This window comes from Vibrio sp. 11986-1-5 (assembly GCF_963878025.1).
GTDB lineage: Bacteria > Pseudomonadota > Gammaproteobacteria > Enterobacterales > Vibrionaceae > Vibrio > Vibrio injensis.
This window is the reverse complement of record NZ_CAWNVW010000051.1, coordinates 16,847-38,468: the sequence shown is the minus strand read 5'-3', so window position 1 is coordinate 38,468 and position 21,622 is coordinate 16,847. Positions and strand designations below refer to the sequence as shown.

The following is a 21,622-nucleotide window of genomic DNA, read 5'->3' as shown; positions in this document are numbered from 1 at the left end:
ATTAGTTATGGATGAGAGATGGATATTAGACAACAAGTGATGCTCCAGCGTGCCGAACTTGAAGCGGCCGTCGCTAAAGCGCTCGATATGGCCTCTGCTCAAGCAGATGCCGTCGAAGTCGCAATCAGCAAAAGTACCGGATTAAGTGTCTCCACTCATATGTGTGAAGTGGAAAACGTTGAATTTAATAGCGATGGTGCCTTGGGGATCACGGTTTATCGAGGCCAACGTAAAGGCAGCGCCTCAACCTCGGATTTGAGTGAAAAAGCCATTCAGCAGACCGTGTTAGCGGCTTTGGATATCGCTCACTATACCTCAGAGGATCCCTACGCTGGTCCGGCACCCAAAGCGTTGATGGTTAAAGATATCCCAGATTTAGATTTGTTTCATCCTGATGAGCCAAACCCTGATCGCGCTGCTTCGATTGCCATTGCTGCCGAGCGTGAAGCCCTCAATTACAGCAGTAAAATCAAGCAAAGTGATGGTGCGAGTTACGACAGCCATTACGGCGTTAAAGTGTATGGCAATAGTCATGGTTTATTAGCCAGTTATGCTTCAAGCCGCCACAGCATCAGTTGTAGCGTTATCGGTGAAGGCAAAAATGGCGAGATGGAGCGAGATTACAGCTATACGGTGGCACGTCATCGAGACGATTTACGGACGCCTCAGTTTGTTGGTCAGCAAGCGGCAGAAAAAACCATTCAGCGTTTGGATGCTCGTCAACTAAAAACCGGCCAATATCCAGTGATGTTTGCTGCTGATGTCGCCACGGGTTTAATGGGCCACTTAGTGACAGCGATCAGTGGTGGCAGTTTGTACCGTAAATCCTCTTTCTTATTGGATCATTTAGGTCAGCAAATTTTACCGAGTTGGTTCACGATTAATGAGCGTCCTCATTTATTACGTGGTCTTGCATCGACACCTTTTGATAGCGAAGGCGTGGCGACAATTGACCGAGAGATCATCACCGATGGGGTTCTGGCAACGTACTTATTAACCAGCTACGCTGCACGGAAGATGAACATGCAACCAACAGGGCATGCGGGGGGAATCCATAACTGGTTTGTTACCTCTACTGGGCAAGATTTCGATCAGTTACTCAAAACATTAGGTAACGGTTTATTGGTTACTGAAGTGATGGGACAAGGTGTTAATACAGTGACTGGGGATTATTCGCGTGGCGCGGCAGGGTTCTGGGTTGAAAATGGTCAAATTCAGTATCCCGTTTCGGGGGTAACCATTGCTGGTAACTTAAAAACCATGTTTAAGCAATTGCTGGCGGTTGGGACGGACGTCGAAACGCGTTCGCAAATTCAAACGGGTTCGATGTTGATTGAATCAATGAAAGTGGCTGGTGAATAGCCCAATCAATAACCCCTAAAGTGCTGGCGTTGATTAGCGCTTTAGGGGCTCTAATATGACCATGATCGGGTTAAATCAGTAACGTGGCTAAACCCAAGAAAACCGATAAACCGACTACATCGGTCACCGTAGTTAATGCCATACCTCCAGCCAATGCTGGGTCGATATTCATTTTTTTGAGCAAGATTGGAATAGTCACACCCGCAACGCCAGCTATGAATAGGTTGGCCATCATGGCCGCAGAAATAATCCCGCCCAATAGCCATTCTCCTTTCCATAATACGACAATCGCGCCAATGATCAGTGCCCATAATATGCCATTAAAAAAACCGATCGCTGCCTCTTTAAGCAATAGCTCGCGTTTATTACTGTCACCAATATGACCAAGAGCCAATCCACGGATCACCAGTGCTACCGTTTGATTACCAGCCACGCCTCCCATCGAAGGAACGATGGTCATTAGAATCGCGATGGCAGCCATTTGTTCTAATGTTGCTTCAAACATATTTGACACCGAAGCGGCAGTCAGGGCAGCTAGGACGTTAGCACCCAGCCAAACACTGCGTTTTCGAGTCGATTTTAACACCGGAGCAAAGGTGTCTTCATCGTCGTTCATACCCGCCATACTCATCATCGAGTGCTCGGCATCTTCACGAATCACATCCACCACATCATCGATAGTAATTCGGCCGACTAAATGTTGGTTCTCATCGACCACCGGAGCAGAAACCCAGTTGCGGCGTTCAAACAGGCTGGCGACATCTGAGGCTTTGGCATCGACTTTAATTGCCTCATCGGCATCCTCCATCACCTCACTAACTTGAATATCTGGTTGAGTCGTGATTAGCGTAGCTAAAGGCAGATAGCCAATCAGTTGACTCTCTTGATCGATGACGTACAGTGAGTCTGTGGCATAGGGCAGTTGGCCTTTCATGCGTAAATAACGCAGTACAACATCGACATCCACATCACCACGAATGGTGATGACGTCGGTGTTCATTAGACCGCCAGCGGTGTCTTCTGGATAAGATAGCGCTGTTTCAACACGCTGACGCTCGGCAGCGTCCATTTGGGCTAATACTTCACGTGAAACATCATCAGGTAAGCTACGCAGGACGTAAGCTAAATCGTCACTGTGCATCCCTTCGGTTGCTTCGATGAGCATCTCCGGAGCCATCTTTGAGACTAACGCATCTTTGACGTCTTCGTTGAGCTCTTCAAGGATCTCACCGTAATCTTCTGGGTCGGTCAATTGCCACAAAACATCACGAGCTTTGCGGGGAGAGGCTTCTAACAGGTGGGCAATATCTTCAGGTTCCATGTCCTGCAGTTGTCTGCGCACATGAACAAAGCGACCATTTTCGAGGGCTTCGGTAATTTCTTGGAGGGTGTTGTGAGCTTGGTCAAATTCAATCGGTTCGGCCATGCTTCCTCCTCACGGTTATTAAGTTCTGACAATAAACAGAATAGTAACTTAATTTAGGAATCAAGTAACCTGAAGATATTGGAGCCGTCAATGTTAATCTGGTTAGACGCTAATCAAAAAGCGAAGATGGAGATAAGTTAAGGCTAGACAACGAGGTTTATTCGGCCTCATCAAATTTGCTTTCAATCAGTTGGCATACGGCATCGAGAGCGGTACTGGCATCGTCACCATCGGCACAAATAGAGATTCTCTGTCCTTGCGCCGACTCAAGCATCAGTAACCCCATCACACTGTCGGCGGTGGCTTGCTTATCATCTTCACCTTTAATGGTAATTACCGCTTGAAAAGATTGGGCGAGTTCGACCAGTTTAACGGCAGCTCGCGCATGCAGCCCAAGTTTATTTTGAATAAAGACCGTACGATGCTCGTGTGCCATAAGGGGATTATCCTTGGTGTTTCTCTAATGAATGATGGCGTATTTGGACCTGATGACCAAGCTGAGCGAAGTATTCCCCGAGTTGTTGAGTCAGATACACAGAGCGATGCTTGCCGCCCGTACAGCCAATGGCAATGGTTAAATAGCTGCGATTGTTTTTTTCCAACTGCGGCAACCAATATTCAAAAAAACGCTGAATATGCAGTTTTAGCTCAATGACATCATTGTGACTTTCAAGAAATGATTTGATTGGGGCATCAAGTCCAGTAAGGGGGCGTAAATCCGGTTGCCAGTGAGGATTGGGCAAAAAACGCACATCAAACACGTAATCCGCATCGCTTGGAATGCCATATTTAAAGCCGAAGGACTGGAAGACCATGACTAAATCACGCCGTTCCCTTCCTTCAACACGCATACGTACGGTCTCACTCAGCTCATGCAAAGATTGATTACTGCTGTCTAGTAATAAATCCGCTTGCTCTTTTAATGGTGCTAATAAGCATCTTTCCCGCTCGATAGCTTGAGCTAAGGTCGGTTTATCATCCTGTAGTGATAAGGGATGAATACGACGTGTTTCACTGTAGCGTTTGAGTAGTGTCTCTTTGCTGGCATCCAGAAAGAGTACACTGACGTCATTATTTTTTTTGAGTTGGTCTAAAACATCTTCTACCAAACTCGGTTCTTTCGGTAAGTTGCGTATATCGATACTCACGGCAACATTCTGCTTGCTGCCTTGTACCGATTGAATGAAGGCATCTAATAAGCTAACGGGCAGGTTATCGACACAATAATAACCTAAGTCTTCAAGGACTCGTAAGGCGACACTTTTTCCCGCGCCAGATTGACCACTCACTACAATTAAACGCATCACAAGACCTACTGAGGTTGATTGAGCATAATATCGTATAGCTCTTGGTCGCTTTCGGCGTGTCTGAGCTGCTTAAGAATTTGCTTATCGTTGAGGCGTTCGGCCATGCAAGATAAGGTCTTCAGATGCTCTTTACACTGTTCTTCTGGAACCAGTAAAGCAAACAAAAGATCAACCGGTCGGTTATCAATAGCATCAAACTCAATCGGTTCTGCGCATTGAATCAACACGGCGACGGCCTTATCACTGTCAGTCATTCGGGCATGGGGAATTGCAATACCATTACCGATGCCAGTACTGCCCATTTTTTCACGACTGAGCATGCATTCAAACAGCTCAGTGGCATTTTGACCAGTATGTTGAGCCGCGACTTCACTGATGATTTCTAATGCTCGTTTCTTGCTAGAACATTGGACTGCACTTTTGGTGCAGTCCAATGAGAGTACTTCGCTTAATTGCATGTTAATGGCTACTTAGCTTTTCTTTATGCTTGTTGAGTTGACGAGAGAGTTTATCCACTAAACTGTCGATCGCGGCATACATATTTTCATCGTCTGCCGTTGCGTGGATTTCTCCCTGGTTTACGTGGAGCGTAGCTTCGGCGATCTGACGAAGTTTTTCAACCCGTAAAATCACTTGAGTGGTATTGATATGCTCGAAAAAACGCTCAAGCTTTTGAAACTTCGAATGAACATAGTCTTGCATTGCATCGGTAAGATCAATGTGGTGGCCTTGGATATTGATTTGCATAGACATTCCTTCTCTGTTGGGCCTTATAACAGGCGTTTCCGCTGACTCGAGGGCGCAATCGCCAAGGATTCACGGTATTTCGCAATTGTCCGTCTTGCTACCTGAATCCCTTGATCAGCGAGTAGGGCTGCGATTTTGCTATCACTTAATGGTTTCGCTGGGTTTTCTGCCGCCACCAATTTTTTAATCAGGGCGCGAATCGCAGTCGATGAACACTCTCCGCCATTATCGGTACTGACATGACTTGAGAAAAAGTACTTCAACTCAAAAATACCCCGTGGAGTGTGCATGTACTTCTGAGTTGTTACTCGAGAAATGGTCGATTCATGCATCTCCACAATCTGTGCTACGTCATTCAGTACCATCGGCTTCATCGCTTCTTCGCCATATTCGAAGAAATCGCGCTGATGTTCAACTATGCACTTGGCAACTTTGAGCAAGGTCTCGTTTCGGCTTTCAAGGCTCTTAATTAACCACTTTGCCTCTTGCAAATTAGAACGAATATAGTTGCTATCGGGATTATTACCTCGGGCAAGACTAGCGTATTGCTGATTGATCTTTAATTTCGGGACGCTATCGGGATTAATGCTGACTTGCCATTTGCCTCGATCTTTATAAACCGACACGTCTGGCACAACATATTCCGCTTGCTCTTGAGAGATTCGGTTGCCAGGGCGAGGATCTAACTGTTGAATCAGTTGTAGCGCATCGCGTAAAGCTTCTTCTTTGAGTTTGCTCTCTTTAACAATCAATTTAAAGTCACGATTGCCTAACAGATCGATGTAATCGGTGAGCAACAGCTTAGCTTCATTTAACCAAGGGGTGTCGCTTGGATAGGTTGCCAATTGCAGTAGCAAGCAATCTTGCAGATTGATCGAAGCGACACCAAGAGGATCAAATTGTTGGATACGTTTGCGAACCGCTTCTACTTCGTCCAGCTCGATCTCTTGTTCTGCGAAGTTTTCTAAAATATCACTCAGCGGGACAGTGAGGTAACCGTGATCGTCGATCGCGTCGATTAATGCCCGAGCGATAGTACGATCAGTATCGCTAAAAGGTGTGAGATCGAGTTGCCATAATAAATAATCTTGCAGTGTTTCGGTGGTTTCGCCTTGGTAAATGGGTAAATCATCGTCTAAGGCTAACCCTGTGCTGCCAGTGTTGGCGCTGTAGACGTCATCCCAACTAGCGTCCATTTCTAGCTCAGCGCTGATTTCTGACTTTTCGATTAATTGTGAACTGTCTTCCGGTTCACTGGCCTCTGCACTGGGAGCTGGGTCTTCATTGCGCGCAGAGTTGTCGTTAGCGGAGAACTCTTCAATGGTCTCTTCAACATCGAGTAGCGGGTTAGAGATCAAAGCTTCTTGGATCTCTTGTTGTAGATCCAAGGTAGAGAGTTGCAGCAAACGGATAGCTTGCTGCAACTGGGGAGTCATGGCTAACTGTTGACCAAGCTTGAGCTGTAATGAAGGTTTCATTCAGTATTAACTACCTTGTCTAGGTGATGCCTTACTTGATGTTTATCCTGTGACGTGAATGCCTATCCTACTGATCATTGTTCAGTAGTCATACTGTAATCATAGACGGAATTGTTCACCAAGATAAACCTGTTTTACTTGTTCATTATTGAGGACTTCATGTGGTGTCCCTTCGGCAATCAAACGGCCTTGACTGACAATATAGGCTTTTTCACACACGTCGAGGGTTTCTCGTACGTTATGGTCAGTGATCAGCACACCCAGTCCACGATCGCGTAGGTGCTCAATGATTTTCTTAATATCAATGACTGAAATCGGATCGACGCCAGCAAATGGTTCATCGAGTAAGATAAATTTTGGATTAGCGGCCAATGCGCGAGCAATTTCTACTCGGCGGCGTTCACCGCCTGACAGTGCCATGCCGGCACTATGACGAATATGTTGGATATGAAACTCTTCGAGAAGATCTTCAAGTTTATCTTGTCGCTCTTCATGGGTCATTTCTTCACGGGTTTGCAGTACCGCCATAATGTTATCTTCAACCGATAATTTACGGAAAATAGAAGCCTCTTGAGGCAGATAACCAATGCCTAGTCGTGATCGGCTGTGCATCGGCAAAATGCTAATGTCTTTATCGTCGATCATGATCGAACCTTCATCACGCGCGACTAAGCCAACGATCATATAAAATGAGGTGGTTTTACCTGCACCATTAGGGCCAAGTAAACCAACAATCTGACCAGATTCGACCTGCAGGCTCACATCGGAGACAACTTTACGTTTTTTATAGCTTTTGGCTAAGTGTTCGGCTTTGAGTATCGACATAATTAATCTTGCTGCACGGCTTGAGGTTGAAGAATGGTAGAGACACGTTCCGTGCCCTGTCCATCAGCGATCAGTTTTTGTGAGGAAATCTGATAGCGAATTCGCTGGCCACGGATCTCGCTGTCATCTTGAGCTAACATTGCTTGATCAATCATCAGCAGTTCGTCGTCAGCCATTTTGTAATACAACTGCCTTGCTTGACCATGCAAGGTTTTCCCTTCGTCGGTCAACTGAGAAAAGGTAGCAGGATTGCCATAGCTTTCAATTTGTTCGATTTTTCCACTCTCTGGATTACGAATCACGACCAGTCGTTCAGCATTGATGTTGATGCTACCTTGAACAAGTTTAACATTAGAAATATAGGTCACTCGGTTGTTCTTCATATCTAACTGCAGGCTATCTGAGTTGATATGAATAGGCTGTTGGGTATCAGTAGATAGAGCCAATATCGGTGCCGAAGCGAATAAACAAGCCAAAAGACTAAGGTGTGAAAGTTTCATATCTACCTTGTACATGGTTATAGAGAACAGCCGAATGGTCAGACAAATTACCCTTCATCGCCTGCCCGTGGGTTTCAAACTGTGGCCCGATTAACGTAACTTGGCTGTCTGCCCAAAAGTCACGATTATCAAGCTGAATACTAAATTTGCTGGTGGTGAGCCGTTCAAAGCCAGAGTCGGCTAATAAATTATGGGCCACAACGTCATCATACAGGATCAGCACCTGCTGTTTAGTGAGAATTCCGCGCTTCGCGGTCAATTGCCACTCTTGAGTTGTTCCATCTCGATACACTTTAAGAACGGGATATTCAAATGTTGTGTTACCACTTTCCGCATAAAAATCTAAGTGTTGTGAGATTATTTCGTAATTACGTACACCTTGTTGATTATAGGTGACGTTGTTTAAATGCTGGCCGCTAAACATCGGCAGCTCAAAATTTGGGGTCACTTGAATGGCTGTCGATTGATCTTTATCCAGCAGATAATACCCTGACCATGCAGCGACAAAAAATAAACAGAGGTAAAGGATACGAGTCAAGCTCATATACTCAGACCTTGATAAGTTTCAAGTTGATCACGAGCTTGTAAAATAAGATCACAGACTTCACGTACCGCTCCGTGTCCTCCCTTAATATGGGTCACATAATTGGCTTTTTGAACCAGTAAAGGGTGCCCATCAGCGACACATACTTTGAGAGCGACTTTGTCCATGACGGGCCAATCGATCAGATCATCGCCAATGTAAGCGGTATGTTCTGGGGCAATGGCTAGCTTTTGACAAATATCGTGATAAGCACTGAGCTTGTCATCTTGCCCTTGATAAATCAGTGAAATACCTAACGCTTTCATACGATTTTCGACAATTTTTGACTGACGACCTGTAATGATTGCAATCTGAATTCCCGCTTTCATTAGCGATTTGACGCCATAGCCATCACGTGTATGGAAGGTTTTGAGCTCTTCCCCTTGGTTACCCATGTAGACCAACCCGTCAGAGAAAACACCGTCAACATCACAAATCAGCAGTTGGATCTGCTTAGCGATGGCGAATACGTTGGCATCAATTTGGCCATATAAAGTGGTGATAGGTTGAGTCATTACATGACTCCTGCTTTGAGTAGATCATGCATATTTAAAGCGCCAACCAATTTATGGTTATCGACCAGCATTAAGCCATTAATGCGCTTCTCTTGCATTAAGTTTAGTCCCTCTACTGCCAGTAGGTGTGGCGAGGCAACGGTTGGGTTTTGTGTCATCACTTGTTCGATAGTTGCGCTATGAATATCCACTCGTTTATCGAGAATTCTGCGCAAATCACCATCAGTGAAAATCCCCACTAAGCGATCATCTTCAGTGACGACAGCAGTCATACCTAAGCCTTTTTGACTGATTTCTAATAACGCTTCTCGAATGAGTGCGCTGGGTGAAACTTTGGGGAGCGCTTCCCCTTGGTGCATGATATCCGATAGTTTAAGCAGTAATTTACGGCCAAGAGTGCCCCCAGGGTGTGACAAGGCAAAATCTTCAGCGGTAAAACCACGCGCTTGTAAGAGTGCGACCGCTAATGCATCGCCCATGACTAACGTTGCCGTGGTGCTTGAAGTCGGTGCTAACCCTAGCGGGCAGGCTTCTTCAGGAACGGTGATTTGTAAATGGATATCGGCTAAGTTCGCCATGGTTGAACGGGGGTTACCAGTCATACTGATGATGCGATTATTGAGCCGTTTTAGCACTGGAAATAACGCCAAAATTTCAGATGATTCACCGGAGTTAGAGATAGCGAGAACAATATCGCCACGTTCAATCATGCCAAGATCGCCATGCGAGGCTTCGCCTGGATGTACGAAAAAAGCGGAAGTGCCGGTGCTGGCGAGTGTTGCGGCAATTTTTTTACCGATATGTCCCGATTTACCGATTCCCATTACGGCGACTTTACCCTGCTTATTGGCGATAATCATTTCACATGCTTGGGTAAAGTCAGCATTAAAGTACTGTTCTAATTGTTGTAATCCGGCAATTTCGGTGGCTAAAACTTGTTGAGCAACTCGGTGGTAATCAAAGTTTTCAGACATTCTCATTTCCTACATTAAGCAGCCATATTCATCAATAAATATCCTTGATAAGCAAGGAAGATAATAAACAGTACGGCACCTTCGAGACGATTAATACTGCGTGATTTACCAAGGGCCATGATCACTAACAATAATGAGACCGCTAACATGACCCAAAAGTCCCGGCCCATGACGCTATCGCTCAGTATTGATGGGTTTAAAATGCCTGGAATCCCCATCACCGCGAGAATATTAAACACATTCGAGCCGATGATATTGCCGACGGCCATATCGTCTTCGCCTTTTAGTACTCCAGCGAGTGAGGCGGCAAGTTCTGGTAAGCTGGTGCCAACGGCAATGATCGTTAGTCCAATAACTAAATCACTCATACCAAAATACTTAGCAATAATCACCGAGTTATCAACGAGCATACTGGCTGCAAAAGGGAGTAGTATTAAACCAATAATGACCCAGATGATGGCTTTTTTGTTACTAACGTCTGTTGGGATTTCTGATTCACATTCAGACAATAAGGCATCACCATTCTGCTGCTCTTTACGGCTAATATGTAACATTGCCAGAATAAATACGGCAAATAGGGCAAACAGTAGAATACCTTCATAAAAACCTAAATAGCTATTCCAGAGTAGAAGACCGGATAATAAGGTCACGCCAACCATTAGTGGTAGCTCGCGACGTAATACCATTGAACTGATCGATAATGGTTTGATGAGCGCGGTGATACCGAGAATCAGTGCAATATTGGCGATGTTTGATCCGAGTACGTTACCAACGGCGGTATCCGTTTTGCCATCTAAAGCGGCGGTAGCTGAAACCATCATTTCTGGAGCTGATGAGCCCATGGCTAAAATGGTCATACCGATAACTAGAGGAGAAATGCCGATATTGCGTGCGATGGCGGCAGCTCCGAAAACCAGCTTATCGGCACTCCAAACCAGCAGAATAAGGCCGACAATCAATAATCCAATGGCTTCGAGCATGGCGATTCCTAATCTCAATAAAAAATGAATGAGTAACCGCTAATTTTGACGTGTTGGTCACTAAAAGGGAAGTCGAAGATAACATTTATTGTGGCATTTTTATTGAGGATTTTCATGCGTGATTGCGCTTAATTGAGATAAATCGGATGCTTTGCTTACACTTTGTTACCGATTTTTCAGTGTAGTTAAAGGTTAGATGACGTTTTCATCGCTCTTTTTACGCTAAGTGGTGTAAGGTCATTAGATGAAAATAGCGTTGGTCAGAATCATGGGTTGGCGAATGAGTAATTGAACAGCGCTTTTAATTTAGGCGTAATCTGCTTATGATTGCGCATTCTCTGGATGGAAAACCACAACAGCGAATCGAGAGTATGTCCGAAACTGATCTAGTGACCATCAATAATTTAACCTTTTCCCGAGCCAATCGTCTCATTTTTGATAAAGTGAGTTTGCAGGTGCCGAAAGGGAAAATCACCGCCATCATGGGTCCTTCTGGGATAGGTAAGACAACCTTACTACGTCTGATTGGTGGTCAACTTCTGCCTGAAGCCGGTGAAATCTGGTTCGATGGCGATAATATTCCCCGTTTATCGCGTAAGCAGCTTTATCAAGCTCGTAAAAAGATGAGTATGCTTTTCCAATCGGGGGCTTTATTTACCGACCTTAATGTGTTTGATAATGTGGCTTTTCCACTCCGCGAACATACAAAATTAAACGAGTCGTTGATAAAAACGCTGGTCCTTCTTAAGCTTGAAGCGGTGGGTTTACGCGGAGCGGCCCATTTAATGCCAAGCGAGCTTTCTGGCGGTATGGCACGTCGAGCTGCCTTAGCTCGAGCCATTGCGCTCGATCCAGAGTTGATCATGTACGATGAACCCTTCGTTGGCCAAGACCCTATCACTATGGGGGTTTTGGTTGAGTTGATCCGCAATTTAAACCAAGCACTTGGTTTAACGTCAGTGGTGGTGTCCCATGATGTGCCCGAGGTAATGAGTATTGCTGATTGGGTTTATCTATTAGCGGATGGTAAAGTTATCGCTTTTGGTACGCCACAGGAACTGGAAAGTAACCCAGATCCACGAGTGCAACAATTTTTGCGTGGTGAAGCGGATGGGCCAGTTCCTTTTCGTTTTCCTGCGCAGTCGATAGAGAAGGACTTGTTTGATGGCCAATAATTGGGAGCAAGCAATCAGCCGTTTTGGTCGACGCTGTTTAGGTGTCGGCGAGTCTTTTGGACGAGCGAGCTTAATGCTGTTTGGTGCTCTGGTAGGAAGACCAAGACCGATTCAACATTTACCCTTACTGATTAAACAATTATACAGTGTGGGCGTACAGTCTTTGGCGATTATTATTGTCTCTGGTCTCTTCATTGGTATGGTTCTCAGTCTGCAAGGTTATGTTATTTTAGTCGATTTTGGGGCTGAAACGAGCTTAGGACAAATGGTGGCTTTATCGTTGCTACGTGAGCTTGGCCCAGTGGTGACGGCATTGCTATTTGCAGGACGAGCTGGCTCGGCGTTGACGGCAGAAATTGGCCTAATGAAAGCCACGGAACAAATTTCCAGTTTGGAAATGATGGCCGTTGATCCACTCAAGCGAATTATTGCGCCACGCCTTTGGGCTGGGCTGATTTCGATGCCTTTATTAGCCATGATTTTTATGGCGGTAGGCATTTGGGGTGGGCATTTAGTCGGCGTTGATTGGAAAGGCATTGATCAAGGGAGTTTTTGGTCAGTAATGCAATCCTCTGTTCAATTAGGTAGAGATATTGGTAACAGCGTAATCAAATGCGTGGTCTTTGCGATTACCGTCACTTGGATCGCGCTGTTTAACGGTTATGACGCTATTCCTACTTCAGAAGGGATTAGCCGAGCGACAACACGCACCGTGGTACACTCGTCTTTGGCGGTGTTAGCACTGGATTTTGTTCTGACCGCATTGATGTTTGGGAATTAAACATGCAGCAAACACGAAAAGTAGAATTTTGGGTAGGAAGTTTTGTGCTAGCAGGAATTTGCGCAATTCTTATTATGATTTTTCACGTTGCTGACGTGAAAGGGTTAGGTTCAAACGATACTTACTCATTAACCGCTGAGTTTGACAATATTGGTAACTTAAAAGTGCGCTCACCAGTCAAAGTGGGCGGTGTAGTCGTCGGACGTGTGTCGGATATTCAATTGGACCGTCAGCGTCTGCTGCCTGTTGTCACAATGGCGATTGATAGCCGATACGATCAGTTTTCTGAAAACTCCAGTGTGAAAATACTCACTTCAGGATTAATTGGTGAGCAATACATTGGGTTAGTGCCTGGTTTTGTCTTTGATGATGAGCAAATGCTCAAAGATGGCGACCATATTGAAGACACCAAGTCAGCGTTGGTATTGGAAGACTTGATCGGCCAAGTTCTGTATAGCGTCGGCAGTTCAGACAGTAAAAAACAGGAGTAAATCATGTTGAAACGGTATTGGATTTTAGTGCTTGGCCTGTTTTTTTCATTGGCAATTCAAGCGGAAGTGATTGATAAAACACAGCCTTATCAGATGATGAGACAAGTGGCAGAAAAATCATTTGCTCGCTTAAAAGCGGAGCAACCAAAGATTCGCGACAATCCTGAGTACCTTAAAGTTATTGTTGAAGAAGAGCTGATGCCTTACATCAATGAACAGTATGCAGCCCTGAAACTACTCGGTACTCATTTACAAGGGGCCAATCGTGAAGAGGTTGGGCAGTTTATTACCGCATTTCGCGCTTACATGGTGACAAGCTATGCACAAGCACTTACTCAATATAATGATCAGCGCATAGAATTTGCTCCGGAAGTTCCGGTTCCTGAAGGAAGACGGATCACCGGTGTACAAGTTGAACTTATCGACCCTCCGAGACCGAATGTGAAAATTGAATTTCGTTTACGTCAGGAGAGAAACGGCGAATGGAAAGGATTTGATATGATTGCGGAAGGGATCAGTTTGTTATCCAGTAAGCAATCTGAGTGGAGCGGCAAAATACGTCAGGATGGCATTCTCGCGGTAGCACAAGAGTTACAACGTATATCAGAGCAACCGATCCGTTTTGAGAGTGAGTCGCAATGAGCGCTGAGCAATGGCAAGTACTCAATCCTGAACAAGCTCGATTAAAAGGTGCACTTGATAGAGAAACCGTTCCTAACTTGTGGCGTCACTTACAAGCTTGGCAACCTACCGCTGCGCAATGCGAGATTTCTTTAGCAGAAGTACAGCGTATCGATTCTGCGGGGATGGTGATGCTCATTCACTTAATAGAGCATGCAAAAACACAAAACTGTCATATAATGCTGAGTTTTGTGCCACAACAACTGCGCACATTATTTCAGTTGAGCAACATCGAAACGATGATGGCTCAACATATTCAACCATTAGCAGGGGTGAATTGTGGATAGCACACAAGTACAACAATTATTACAACAAGCGCTCAACCTTGAAGAGTTACATGTCAAAGGTGAAGGTAGCCATTATGAAGTGATCGCTATTGATGCGAGCTTCGAGACGATGAGTCGAGTGAAGAAACAGCAGCTGATTTATGCTCCGTTAATGGCGCACATTCAGCGCAATGATATTCACGCGGTATCAATCAAAACGTTCACCCCAGAAGAGTGGGCTCGCAATAAAAAATTGATGTCGCTGTAAGGTTTTTTAATGGAAAAGTTTCGAGTTATTGGGTCAGATAAGCCACTACAAGGTGAAGTGACCATTTCCGGTGCAAAAAATGCTGCACTACCTATTTTATTTGCGTCGATTTTGGCTGAAGAACCCATTGAAGTCGCCAACGTTCCTCACTTACGCGACATTAATACCACGATGGAACTGCTCAAACGTTTAGGCGCAAAAGTTGAACGTAATGGCTCGGTGCATGTTGATGCCAGCCAAATTAATCAATATTGCGCGCCATACGATCTGGTGAAAACCATGCGAGCCTCAATTTGGGCGTTAGGCCCATTGGTTGCGCGCTTTGGTCAAGGCCAAGTTTCACTGCCGGGTGGTTGTGCGATTGGCGCACGTCCTGTTGACCTACATATTCATGGCCTCGAGCAATTGGGTGCGACGATTACGTTAGAAGACGGTTATGTTAAAGCGAGCGTTGATGGACGCTTGCAAGGTGCGCATATTGTCATGGATAAAGTCAGTGTCGGTGCCACGATTACCATCATGTGTGCTGCGACATTAGCAGAAGGTAAAACAGTCTTAGATAATGCTGCCAGAGAGCCGGAAATTGTTGATACTGCTGCCTTTTTAAATAAGCTCGGCGCTAAAATTACTGGTGCAGGTACAGACAGTATCACTATCGAGGGTGTTGAACGTCTTGCTGGTGGCCGCCATGCCGTGGTTGCTGATCGTATTGAAACTGGTACTTTTTTAGTCGCCGCTGCGGTCTCCCGTGGCAAGATCCTCTGTCGCAATACTAAAGCCAGTTTACTGGAAGCGGTGCTTGCCAAGTTGGAAGAAGCTGGCGCAGAAATTGAAACTGGCGATGATTGGATAAGTTTGGACATGACTGGGCGAGAGCTAAAAGCCGTGTCGATTCGTACGGCTCCTCACCCTGGTTTTCCGACTGATATGCAAGCCCAGTTTACTTTACTGAATATAATGGCCAAAGGTGGTGGCAAAATTACCGAAACCATCTTTGAAAACCGCTTTATGCATGTCCCTGAATTGATGCGTATGGGAGCCAAAGCTGAAGTGGAAGGTAATACCGTAATTTGTGGTGATGTGGAATCGCTGAGTGGTGCTCAAGTGATGGCTACGGATCTACGAGCTTCTGCGAGCTTAGTGATCGCGGGTTGCATCGCCAAGGGTGAGACTATCGTTGATCGTATTTATCATATCGATCGTGGTTATGAGCGCATCGAAGATAAATTGTCAGCGTTAGGGGCTCATATCGAACGAATCAGTGAGCCAAACTAACGGGCTCAATAGTTAATGAGCCGAAATTTTAGGATTTCGGCTTTTTTTTATTTAAGCTCCATTGGAGAATCTGCATGATTGCTGTCTTGCGTCTTTTTGCATTAGCTCTATTTGCTGTGGTGATGTTTGTTTTTGGATGTGCCTATTGTCTACTCAGTCCGCGTAATCCGAAACACGTTTTCACATTTGGCCGTTTATTCGCCAAAATGTCTCGTGTGTTTGGTATTACTTTAGAGCTGCGTATTCCTGATGATGCTTATCATCGTGGTCAGGCGATTTATATTGCTAACCATCAAAATACTTGGGATCTTTTTACCGTCTCTGCGGCGGTGACGCCCAAAGTGGTGACGGTCGGCAAAAAAAGCCTATTATGGACGCCGTTATTTGGCCAATTGTATTGGCTAACGGGTAATATTTTGATTGATCGCAGTAACAAGGCTAAAGCCAAGGGGACGATCGATCAGGTAGTCGAGAGTATGAATAACAGTGATGTTTCGGTCTGGATGTTTCCAGAAGGAACGCGCTCTCGTGGCCGTGGATTATTGCCTTTTAAAGCGGGCGCTTTTCACGCGGCGATAGGAGCAAAGGTGCCGATTATTCCGATCGTCTGTAGTTCTACCGATCACTTACGTTTAAATCGCTGGAATAATGGTCATGTGATTGTCGAGATGCTGCCGCCCGTTAGTACGGAAGGCTTAACTCGAGAACAGGTCCGTGATTTATCTAAGCAGTGTCATCATGATATGCAAATTAAATTAGCAGAACTTGATGCTGAAGTTGCGCGATTAGATGCTCAGCCAGCTCGTGGATAGTGACCTATTATAAAATCACTGAGCTATTAAAATTGCGCTAATAGATCAGAGAAAAGAAAAAAGGTTGCTTATCAAGCAACCTTTTTTTCGTGAGAGCGCTTATCGACGAACAGCGATCGCTTCAATTTCAATCCCAACATCTTTCGGTAAACGTGCAACTTCAACGCAAGAACGTGCAGGGTAATTGGCGACGTTATGATCATCAAAAAACTGGCCATAAACCTGATTCACGGTAGCGAAATCGTTGAGATCTTTGACGAAGACGGTCATTTTAACGATATCGCCTACCGTCAATCCTGCCGATTCAACCACCGCTTTAACGTTATCCAAAGATTGCTTTGCTTGAGCAGCGATGTCAGCAGGGACTTCTCCTGTCACTGGGTTTACAGGGATTTGGCCTGAAGTCAGAACCATGTTACCCAAATCAATCCCCTGAATATAAGGACCGATTGCGGCTGGTGCCGATTTGGTATGCAGAACTGTAGTCATGCGAGTTATTCCATAATCTTGATTAAAAATGAGTTTTTAGTGTGCCTCTAAACCCCGTAGAGGTAAAGAGGCAATCGGCAGAACCTTAGCGGTTCGCACTCCGTTTATGGATGTTACGTCGTTAGTACGGATGAACTCTGTTTAGGCTTCGCGTTCGGTGACTACTTCGCGTGAGAAGACTTTCTCACAGTATTTACACTTAAGACGAATTTCATTGGTTTTCTCAAAAATGCGGAAGCTACTCTCAACGGGTTCATTGTGTGAGATACAGTTGCTGTTTGGGCAAGCAAAGACGTTATTGATCTTTTCTGGCAGCGTTAAGGCTAATTTTTTAACGACTTGATAATCTTCTATTTGGTTAACCGTAGCATGGGGGGCATAGAGTGCGAGTTTATTGGCTTGATCTTCGTTGATAAAGACATTCTCTATCTTCAGGAGATCTTTATGGCCGAGTGCTGATGAGGGGAGGTTGAGGCCAATGGTGACGCGTTGGTGAGAGTTGTGCATATCAAATAAGCGCAATACTTTGATCCCAACCTTGGCTGGGATGTGGTCAATAACCGTCCCGTTTTTAATCGCTTCAACTTGCAGTTTAGTCTCTTTATTCATGTTCGGCTCCATTACAGTGACTCATTTAACACAAGGGCGAGCAGTGCTTCACGGGCATAGACCCCATTCTCGGCTTGTTGAAAGAAGTAGGCGTGCGAGGTTTTATCGACATCCGTTGTAATTTCATCAACTCGTGGCAGTGGATGGAGGACTTTCATGTTTGAACGAGCGTCTTGCAGCATCGCTGCCGTTAACACGAAGGCGGATTTAATATGCGCGTATTCTGATTCATCGAAACGTTCTTTTTGGACTCGTGTCATGTATAAAATGTCGAGTTCAGGGATCACGCTTTCCATATCACTATGTAAACTGTACTGCAGCCCTGCATCATCAAGCTCTTCACAAATATAATCAGGCATCGCCAGAGCTTCTGGTGCGACAAAGAAGAAGCGATTATTGTCAAATTTCGCCAATGCTTGAGTTAAAGAGTGGACGGTACGGCCATATTTCAAATCACCGACAAAGGCGATATTTAAGTTATTTAAACGGCCTTGGGTTTCAAAAATTGAGAATAAATCGAGCAGGGTTTGTGTCGGATGTTGGTTAGAACCATCACCAGCATTGATCACTGGCACACCATTGGAAAATTCAGAAGCAAGACGAGCGGCTCCCTCTTGAGGGTGACGCATAACAAACGCATCGACGTAAGAGGCTATCACCTGAACTGAATCGGCTAAGGTTTCGCCTTTTTTAGCCAGTGACGTATTGCCACCGTTGTCAAAACCAATCACGCTGCCACCGATACGTTGTACTGCCGTTTCAAAAGAGAGTCGCGTTCGAGTTGAGGGTTCGAAAAAACAGCTGGCAATAACCTTATCTTTAATCAGAGTCGGTTTCGGTTCGGCTTTTAATTGACCTGCGGTGCGGACAATCAATTCCAGTTCTGCTCGTGATAGCTCAGAAATGGAGATGATGTGCTTTTGATAAAGCGAATTGGTCATAATTTCTTCCCTTGCTTGGTGTTTCGGCCATAAAAAAGCCCCCCGATCTGGGAGGCTATTTATTATCAATAAAGGGTAACAACGCATTGACTAGTAAGCAAAATTGCTCACCGCAATGAAGCATAGAAACATGGTTGATATCGTTTCTGTTCACAAGCCACCCCTTAGACAAATTGCTGGGCATTATACGCCTAACTTTTCTCAAGGCAAGCGTTTGCTTAGTGAGTTTTTCGTTTGCTTATTAACCATTAAATGCATAGTTATCCACCTAAGGTGGCGACCATTACGGCTTTGATGGTATGGAGTCGGTTTTCCGCTTGATCAAACACGATCGCGTGTTCGGATTCAAACACTTCTTCAGTAACCTCTAAGCCTTGCATACCATATTTTTCAGCCACTTGTTTACCGATGATGGTTTGATCGTTATGAAAGGCGGGTAAGCAGTGCATAAATTTAACGCGAGGATTCCCCGTGGCATGAATCGCCGCCATATTAACTTGATAAGGTGTCATGATCGCCACGCGTTCGTCCCACGCTTCGGGTTCTTCACCCATTGATACCCAAACATCTGTGTAGAGGAAATCACAGCCTTTGACGCCCTCTGCGACATCTTCGGTCAAGGTAATACTTGCCCCTGTTTGTTGAGCAATCCTTTGACAAGTATCGACCAATTGACGGTCTGGCCAGAAAGCTTTAGGAGCGACTAAGCGAATATCCATGCCCATTTTTGCCGCGCCGACCATGAGCGAATTGCCCATGTTATTGCGCGCATCACCAAGATAAGCAAAGCGGATTTGATCTAGAGTTTTACCATGAGAAAACTCTTGCATGGTTAGGAAATCAGCCAGAATTTGCGTTGGATGAAACTCATCAGTGAGGCCATTCCATACTGGAACCCCAGCATATTGGCCAAGTTCTTCGACGATCGATTGACCATAACCGCGATATTGTATGCCATCGTACATACGGCCCAATACTCGTGCCGTATCTTTCATTGATTCTTTATGGCCAATTTGCGAGCCGGAAGGGCCAATATAGGTGACTTGAGCGCCTTGATCAAAGGCAGCAACTTCAAAAGCGCAGCGGGTACGCGTGGAGGCTTTCTCAAAAATAAGCGCAATATTTTTACCCAGCAAGTTTTTTTGCTCGGTGCCTGCGTATTTGGCTCGCTTTAAGTCCGCCGCTAGACTCAATAAAAATTGAATTTCTTGGGGAGTGAAATCAAGTAATTTTAGAAAATTACGTTGACGCAAATTAAAAGCCATATCGAGTCCTTAACCATAAAAAAGAATAGGACTAGTTAAACATATAAATGCTATAAAAGTGAATAATTATTTTTATTGGCGGTGAGTCATGTGAAATAACTCACCGCATTGGGTTATAAGTTTTCTTCCGCAAATTCAGCTAAGCGGCTACGAACGACACCATTGAGGTGAATGTTGGCACTGCCTTCGAAGTTTTTGAAACGCTCAACCATGTAGGTGAGCCCGGAGGTGACAGGCGTGAGATAATGGGAATCAATTTGTGCCAAGTTACCAGAACAGACAATTTTGGTTCCTTCCCCACAGCGAGTAATGATGGTTTTAATTTGTGATGCGGTTAAGTTTTGGCACTCATCCAATAAGACAAAGGCATTTTGTATTGAGCGACCACGCATAAAGTTGATGGATTTAAATTGAATATTCGCTTTATCACAGATGTATTTGAGCGAGCCCTCGGTACAGTGATCGTGCTTGTGCAGCGCTTCTAAAGTATCGGTGATGGCGGCTAACCAAGGCATCATTTTCTCTTCTTCACTACCCGGTAAAAAGCCAATCGACTCACCAATATCGGGTGTGTTGCGAGTAACAATGATTTTATCAAACATTTTACGTTCGATGGTTTGGTCCAAGGCGGCGGCCATAGCCAGCAACGTTTTACCACTACCGGCCGCGCCGGTGAGAATGACTAAATCAATCTCAGGATCGAGCAAGGCATCTAATGCCATGGCCTGATAAATGTTTTTTGGCATGATGTCCCAGACTTTACGGTGCATGAGCCGCTCACGTCCAAGATCACGTAGGGTTATTGAGTCATCGCTGAGGGTTTCGACTCGAGCGGTGAAGTCGCTTTCTTCATCCAATACATATTGATTAATGTAGGTGGGTTCGAAAGGTTTGCGATCCAATTTATGGAAAGTTTTGCCTCCCAAAGTATAACTGTCCACGCTATCGACATTATCCCAAAAATTACCGGGACGGGTCTGAAAGCCTTTTGTTAGGTATTGTACATCGTCAATTAATTGGTCGGTTCGGTAATCTTCAACAAAGCGTACTCCCGCTCCCTTCGCACGCAAACGCATGTTGATGTCTTTGGTGATTAATACCACCGAGCGCGGTGCGCGCTTGTTTTGTAGGTGCAACACGGCATTCAAGATCCGGTTGTCTCCCTCTTTGTCGGTAAACGCTTTAACCGTTTCATGCACTTCGTAATCGGCCAAAATGGCAATCGTTCCTTTATTGCCACCTGAATTTTTTAAGGGGATACCTTCAGAAATCTCATCCGGTGTTGCATCGTGGAAAATGTTTTCCAAGGCACGAATGGCGACTCGTGCGTCTCGGGCCACATCGCGTTTGCTGTCTTTAATTCTGTCGAGTTCTTCGAGGACGGTCATCGGGATGACGACGTCATGTTCTTGGAAGGAGTAAATTGCAAGCGGTTCATGCAATAGTATGTTGGTGTCTAGGACAAACAGTTTCCGGTCAGTATCGCCCATAAGCGTCTCCTTGCTATGTGATAGCGGGTATAATGAAGGTCTGCATTCTCGTGCTTACGATCGATTCTACGCTGTCGCCAGGTTGTCGATCACTGCGGATAGAAGGCAAACTGGTATGGATACTCTCTGTTTGAACAAGCATATCGTATGCCAACAAACCTTACGTCGATGTAAGGTGATACTGGTTTAGTATCGTTTGGCAACCTGCTGGTCTTTTTCAGTATAGCAACCTATTGAATTAGCATTGACATTAAAATGTGACACTTTGATGTCAGCCAGCTACTGAAGAAAAAAAGCGTGGAATGGACGTGACCTGTATCACGCCATCAAGTAAGATTAGCGACCTTTTTCTGCACCATAACGGTAGGACAAGTAGACTTTT

26 protein-coding genes are annotated in these 21,622 nt (G+C 45.1%); 9 read left to right on the top strand and 17 right to left on the bottom strand.

Annotated features, from left to right (window positions below; genetic code table 11):
- Window positions 1-18 precede the first annotated feature (18 nt).
- Window positions 19-1,362, top strand: coding sequence for a metalloprotease PmbA (gene pmbA, locus AACS00_RS13120; protein ID WP_110167683.1), 1,344 nt, complete (start codon window positions 19-21; stop codon window positions 1,360-1,362).
- Window positions 1,363-1,432: 70 nt separating this feature from the next.
- Here pmbA and mgtE read toward each other — a convergent pair whose 3' ends face one another.
- The 12 genes from mgtE to AACS00_RS13060 all read right to left on the bottom strand — a co-directional run bounded on the left by mgtE (window position 1,433) and on the right by AACS00_RS13060 (window position 10,697).
- A complete protein-coding gene (gene mgtE / locus AACS00_RS13115) occupies window positions 1,433-2,788 on the bottom strand; it encodes a magnesium transporter (RefSeq protein WP_072670400.1) in 1,356 nt (451 codons plus the stop codon).
- Between the two features lie 157 nt (window positions 2,789-2,945).
- On the bottom strand, window positions 2,946-3,224 hold the full coding sequence (locus AACS00_RS13110; protein WP_072670399.1) for an HPr family phosphocarrier protein: 279 nt from the start codon (window positions 3,222-3,224) through the stop codon (window positions 2,946-2,948).
- Window positions 3,225-3,231: 7 nt separating this feature from the next.
- Window positions 3,232-4,092, bottom strand: a complete 861-nt coding sequence (gene rapZ, locus AACS00_RS13105) for an RNase adapter RapZ (RefSeq protein ID WP_110167682.1) — start codon at window positions 4,090-4,092, stop codon at window positions 3,232-3,234.
- Between the two features lie 8 nt (window positions 4,093-4,100).
- The gene (ptsN, locus tag AACS00_RS13100) at window positions 4,101-4,553 is read right to left on the bottom strand and encodes a PTS IIA-like nitrogen regulatory protein PtsN (protein WP_072670397.1); all 453 of its coding nucleotides are present in this window, start codon (window positions 4,551-4,553) and stop codon (window positions 4,101-4,103) included.
- Between the two features lies 1 nt (window position 4,554).
- Window positions 4,555-4,842, bottom strand: coding sequence for a ribosome hibernation promoting factor (gene hpf, locus AACS00_RS13095; RefSeq protein ID WP_004394583.1), 288 nt, complete (start codon window positions 4,840-4,842; stop codon window positions 4,555-4,557).
- A 23-nt stretch (window positions 4,843-4,865) separates the two neighbouring features.
- On the bottom strand, window positions 4,866-6,320 hold the full coding sequence (locus AACS00_RS13090; protein WP_110167681.1) for an RNA polymerase factor sigma-54: 1,455 nt from the start codon (window positions 6,318-6,320) through the stop codon (window positions 4,866-4,868).
- 99 nt (window positions 6,321-6,419) lie between these two features.
- Window positions 6,420-7,145 carry an LPS export ABC transporter ATP-binding protein gene (gene lptB / locus AACS00_RS13085; RefSeq protein WP_004394585.1) on the bottom strand — a complete coding sequence of 242 codons (726 nt, stop codon included), beginning with the start codon at window positions 7,143-7,145 and terminating at the stop codon, window positions 6,420-6,422.
- A 2-nt stretch (window positions 7,146-7,147) separates the two neighbouring features.
- On the bottom strand, window positions 7,148-7,645 hold the full coding sequence (lptA, locus tag AACS00_RS13080; RefSeq protein WP_072670395.1) for a lipopolysaccharide transport periplasmic protein LptA: 498 nt from the start codon (window positions 7,643-7,645) through the stop codon (window positions 7,148-7,150).
- Entirely contained in the window at window positions 7,626-8,189 is a 564-nt protein-coding gene (gene lptC / locus AACS00_RS13075) for an LPS export ABC transporter periplasmic protein LptC (protein WP_072670394.1), read from the bottom strand. Before lptC ends, lptA begins: the two co-directional genes overlap by 20 nt.
- On the bottom strand, window positions 8,186-8,743 hold the full coding sequence (gene kdsC, locus AACS00_RS13070; RefSeq protein ID WP_110167680.1) for a 3-deoxy-manno-octulosonate-8-phosphatase KdsC: 558 nt from the start codon (window positions 8,741-8,743) through the stop codon (window positions 8,186-8,188). Before kdsC ends, lptC begins: the two co-directional genes overlap by 4 nt.
- The gene (locus AACS00_RS13065) at window positions 8,743-9,717 is read right to left on the bottom strand and encodes a KpsF/GutQ family sugar-phosphate isomerase (protein WP_181397577.1); all 975 of its coding nucleotides are present in this window, start codon (window positions 9,715-9,717) and stop codon (window positions 8,743-8,745) included. The genes kdsC and AACS00_RS13065 overlap by 1 nt, the downstream gene beginning before the upstream one ends.
- A gap of 14 nt (window positions 9,718-9,731) precedes the next feature.
- Entirely contained in the window at window positions 9,732-10,697 is a 966-nt protein-coding gene (locus AACS00_RS13060) for a calcium/sodium antiporter (RefSeq protein WP_110167678.1), read from the bottom strand.
- Between the two features lie 371 nt (window positions 10,698-11,068).
- Here AACS00_RS13060 and mlaF point away from each other — a divergent pair, with 371 nt between their 5' ends.
- The 8 genes from mlaF (at window position 11,069) to AACS00_RS13020 (ending at window position 16,446) form a co-directional block, all read left to right on the top strand.
- The gene (gene mlaF, locus AACS00_RS13055; RefSeq protein WP_110167777.1) at window positions 11,069-11,872 is read left to right on the top strand and encodes a phospholipid ABC transporter ATP-binding protein MlaF; all 804 of its coding nucleotides are present in this window, start codon (window positions 11,069-11,071) and stop codon (window positions 11,870-11,872) included.
- The gene (gene mlaE / locus AACS00_RS13050; protein ID WP_072670390.1) at window positions 11,862-12,653 is read left to right on the top strand and encodes a lipid asymmetry maintenance ABC transporter permease subunit MlaE; all 792 of its coding nucleotides are present in this window, start codon (window positions 11,862-11,864) and stop codon (window positions 12,651-12,653) included. Before mlaF ends, mlaE begins: the two co-directional genes overlap by 11 nt.
- A gap of 2 nt (window positions 12,654-12,655) precedes the next feature.
- A complete protein-coding gene (mlaD, locus tag AACS00_RS13045; RefSeq protein WP_072670389.1) occupies window positions 12,656-13,144 on the top strand; it encodes an outer membrane lipid asymmetry maintenance protein MlaD in 489 nt (162 codons plus the stop codon).
- 3 nt (window positions 13,145-13,147) lie between these two features.
- Window positions 13,148-13,786 (top strand): MlaC/ttg2D family ABC transporter substrate-binding protein, encoded by a 639-nt coding sequence (locus tag AACS00_RS13040; protein WP_110167677.1) that lies wholly within the window; start codon window positions 13,148-13,150, stop codon window positions 13,784-13,786.
- Window positions 13,783-14,112 (top strand): STAS domain-containing protein, encoded by a 330-nt coding sequence (locus AACS00_RS13035; RefSeq protein ID WP_110167676.1) that lies wholly within the window; start codon window positions 13,783-13,785, stop codon window positions 14,110-14,112. Before AACS00_RS13040 ends, AACS00_RS13035 begins: the two co-directional genes overlap by 4 nt.
- On the top strand, window positions 14,105-14,359 hold the full coding sequence (ibaG, locus tag AACS00_RS13030) for a BolA family iron metabolism protein IbaG (RefSeq protein ID WP_072670387.1): 255 nt from the start codon (window positions 14,105-14,107) through the stop codon (window positions 14,357-14,359). Before AACS00_RS13035 ends, ibaG begins: the two co-directional genes overlap by 8 nt.
- A gap of 9 nt (window positions 14,360-14,368) precedes the next feature.
- Complete coding sequence (gene murA, locus AACS00_RS13025; RefSeq protein WP_110167675.1) at window positions 14,369-15,634, top strand: UDP-N-acetylglucosamine 1-carboxyvinyltransferase; 1,266 nt, start codon at window positions 14,369-14,371, stop codon at window positions 15,632-15,634.
- Window positions 15,635-15,708: 74 nt separating this feature from the next.
- Window positions 15,709-16,446, top strand: a complete 738-nt coding sequence (locus AACS00_RS13020) for a 1-acylglycerol-3-phosphate O-acyltransferase (protein ID WP_072670385.1) — start codon at window positions 15,709-15,711, stop codon at window positions 16,444-16,446.
- A 99-nt stretch (window positions 16,447-16,545) separates the two neighbouring features.
- Here the strand turns inward: AACS00_RS13020 and AACS00_RS13015 are convergent, their stop codons facing one another.
- From AACS00_RS13015 to AACS00_RS12995, 5 genes are all read right to left on the bottom strand, one after another.
- Entirely contained in the window at window positions 16,546-16,935 is a 390-nt protein-coding gene (locus tag AACS00_RS13015) for a RidA family protein (protein ID WP_110167674.1), read from the bottom strand.
- A gap of 141 nt (window positions 16,936-17,076) precedes the next feature.
- Window positions 17,077-17,544, bottom strand: coding sequence for an aspartate carbamoyltransferase regulatory subunit (gene pyrI / locus AACS00_RS13010; protein WP_040904035.1), 468 nt, complete (start codon window positions 17,542-17,544; stop codon window positions 17,077-17,079).
- A gap of 11 nt (window positions 17,545-17,555) precedes the next feature.
- Window positions 17,556-18,485, bottom strand: coding sequence for an aspartate carbamoyltransferase (pyrB, locus tag AACS00_RS13005; protein ID WP_072670384.1), 930 nt, complete (start codon window positions 18,483-18,485; stop codon window positions 17,556-17,558).
- Between the two features lie 260 nt (window positions 18,486-18,745).
- Complete coding sequence (gene argF / locus AACS00_RS13000; RefSeq protein WP_110167673.1) at window positions 18,746-19,750, bottom strand: ornithine carbamoyltransferase; 1,005 nt, start codon at window positions 19,748-19,750, stop codon at window positions 18,746-18,748.
- Between the two features lie 113 nt (window positions 19,751-19,863).
- Complete coding sequence (locus AACS00_RS12995; protein ID WP_004394601.1) at window positions 19,864-21,240, bottom strand: PhoH family protein; 1,377 nt, start codon at window positions 21,238-21,240, stop codon at window positions 19,864-19,866.
- Window positions 21,241-21,622 lie beyond the last annotated feature (382 nt).

Excerpts from the sequence above, each read along its gene's own strand:
- pmbA (WP_110167683.1), top strand. The coding sequence starts at position 19 with ATGGATATTAGACAACAAGTGATGCTCCAGCGTGCCGAACTTGAAGCG.
- mgtE (WP_072670400.1), bottom strand. The coding sequence starts at position 2,788 with ATGGCCGAACCGATTGAATTTGACCAAGCTCACAACACCCTCCAAGAA.
- AACS00_RS13110 (WP_072670399.1), bottom strand. The coding sequence starts at position 3,224 with ATGGCACACGAGCATCGTACGGTCTTTATTCAAAATAAACTTGGGCTG.
- rapZ (WP_110167682.1), bottom strand. The coding sequence starts at position 4,092 with ATGCGTTTAATTGTAGTGAGTGGTCAATCTGGCGCGGGAAAAAGTGTC.
- ptsN (WP_072670397.1), bottom strand. The coding sequence starts at position 4,553 with ATGCAATTAAGCGAAGTACTCTCATTGGACTGCACCAAAAGTGCAGTC.
- hpf (WP_004394583.1), bottom strand. The coding sequence starts at position 4,842 with ATGCAAATCAATATCCAAGGCCACCACATTGATCTTACCGATGCAATG.
- AACS00_RS13090 (WP_110167681.1), bottom strand. The coding sequence starts at position 6,320 with ATGAAACCTTCATTACAGCTCAAGCTTGGTCAACAGTTAGCCATGACT.
- lptB (WP_004394585.1), bottom strand. The coding sequence starts at position 7,145 with ATGTCGATACTCAAAGCCGAACACTTAGCCAAAAGCTATAAAAAACGT.
- lptA (WP_072670395.1), bottom strand. The coding sequence starts at position 7,645 with ATGAAACTTTCACACCTTAGTCTTTTGGCTTGTTTATTCGCTTCGGCA.
- lptC (WP_072670394.1), bottom strand. The coding sequence starts at position 8,189 with ATGAGCTTGACTCGTATCCTTTACCTCTGTTTATTTTTTGTCGCTGCA.
- kdsC (WP_110167680.1), bottom strand. The coding sequence starts at position 8,743 with ATGACTCAACCTATCACCACTTTATATGGCCAAATTGATGCCAACGTA.
- AACS00_RS13065 (WP_181397577.1), bottom strand. The coding sequence starts at position 9,717 with ATGTCTGAAAACTTTGATTACCACCGAGTTGCTCAACAAGTTTTAGCC.
- AACS00_RS13060 (WP_110167678.1), bottom strand. The coding sequence starts at position 10,697 with ATGCTCGAAGCCATTGGATTATTGATTGTCGGCCTTATTCTGCTGGTT.
- mlaF (WP_110167777.1), top strand. The coding sequence starts at position 11,069 with ATGTCCGAAACTGATCTAGTGACCATCAATAATTTAACCTTTTCCCGA.
- mlaE (WP_072670390.1), top strand. The coding sequence starts at position 11,862 with ATGGCCAATAATTGGGAGCAAGCAATCAGCCGTTTTGGTCGACGCTGT.
- mlaD (WP_072670389.1), top strand. The coding sequence starts at position 12,656 with ATGCAGCAAACACGAAAAGTAGAATTTTGGGTAGGAAGTTTTGTGCTA.
- AACS00_RS13040 (WP_110167677.1), top strand. The coding sequence starts at position 13,148 with ATGTTGAAACGGTATTGGATTTTAGTGCTTGGCCTGTTTTTTTCATTG.
- AACS00_RS13035 (WP_110167676.1), top strand. The coding sequence starts at position 13,783 with ATGAGCGCTGAGCAATGGCAAGTACTCAATCCTGAACAAGCTCGATTA.
- murA (WP_110167675.1), top strand. The coding sequence starts at position 14,369 with ATGGAAAAGTTTCGAGTTATTGGGTCAGATAAGCCACTACAAGGTGAA.
- AACS00_RS13020 (WP_072670385.1), top strand. The coding sequence starts at position 15,709 with ATGATTGCTGTCTTGCGTCTTTTTGCATTAGCTCTATTTGCTGTGGTG.
- AACS00_RS13015 (WP_110167674.1), bottom strand. The coding sequence starts at position 16,935 with ATGACTACAGTTCTGCATACCAAATCGGCACCAGCCGCAATCGGTCCT.
- pyrI (WP_040904035.1), bottom strand. The coding sequence starts at position 17,544 with ATGAATAAAGAGACTAAACTGCAAGTTGAAGCGATTAAAAACGGGACG.
- pyrB (WP_072670384.1), bottom strand. The coding sequence starts at position 18,485 with ATGACCAATTCGCTTTATCAAAAGCACATCATCTCCATTTCTGAGCTA.
- argF (WP_110167673.1), bottom strand. The coding sequence starts at position 19,750 with ATGGCTTTTAATTTGCGTCAACGTAATTTTCTAAAATTACTTGATTTC.
- AACS00_RS12995 (WP_004394601.1), bottom strand. The coding sequence starts at position 21,240 with ATGGGCGATACTGACCGGAAACTGTTTGTCCTAGACACCAACATACTA.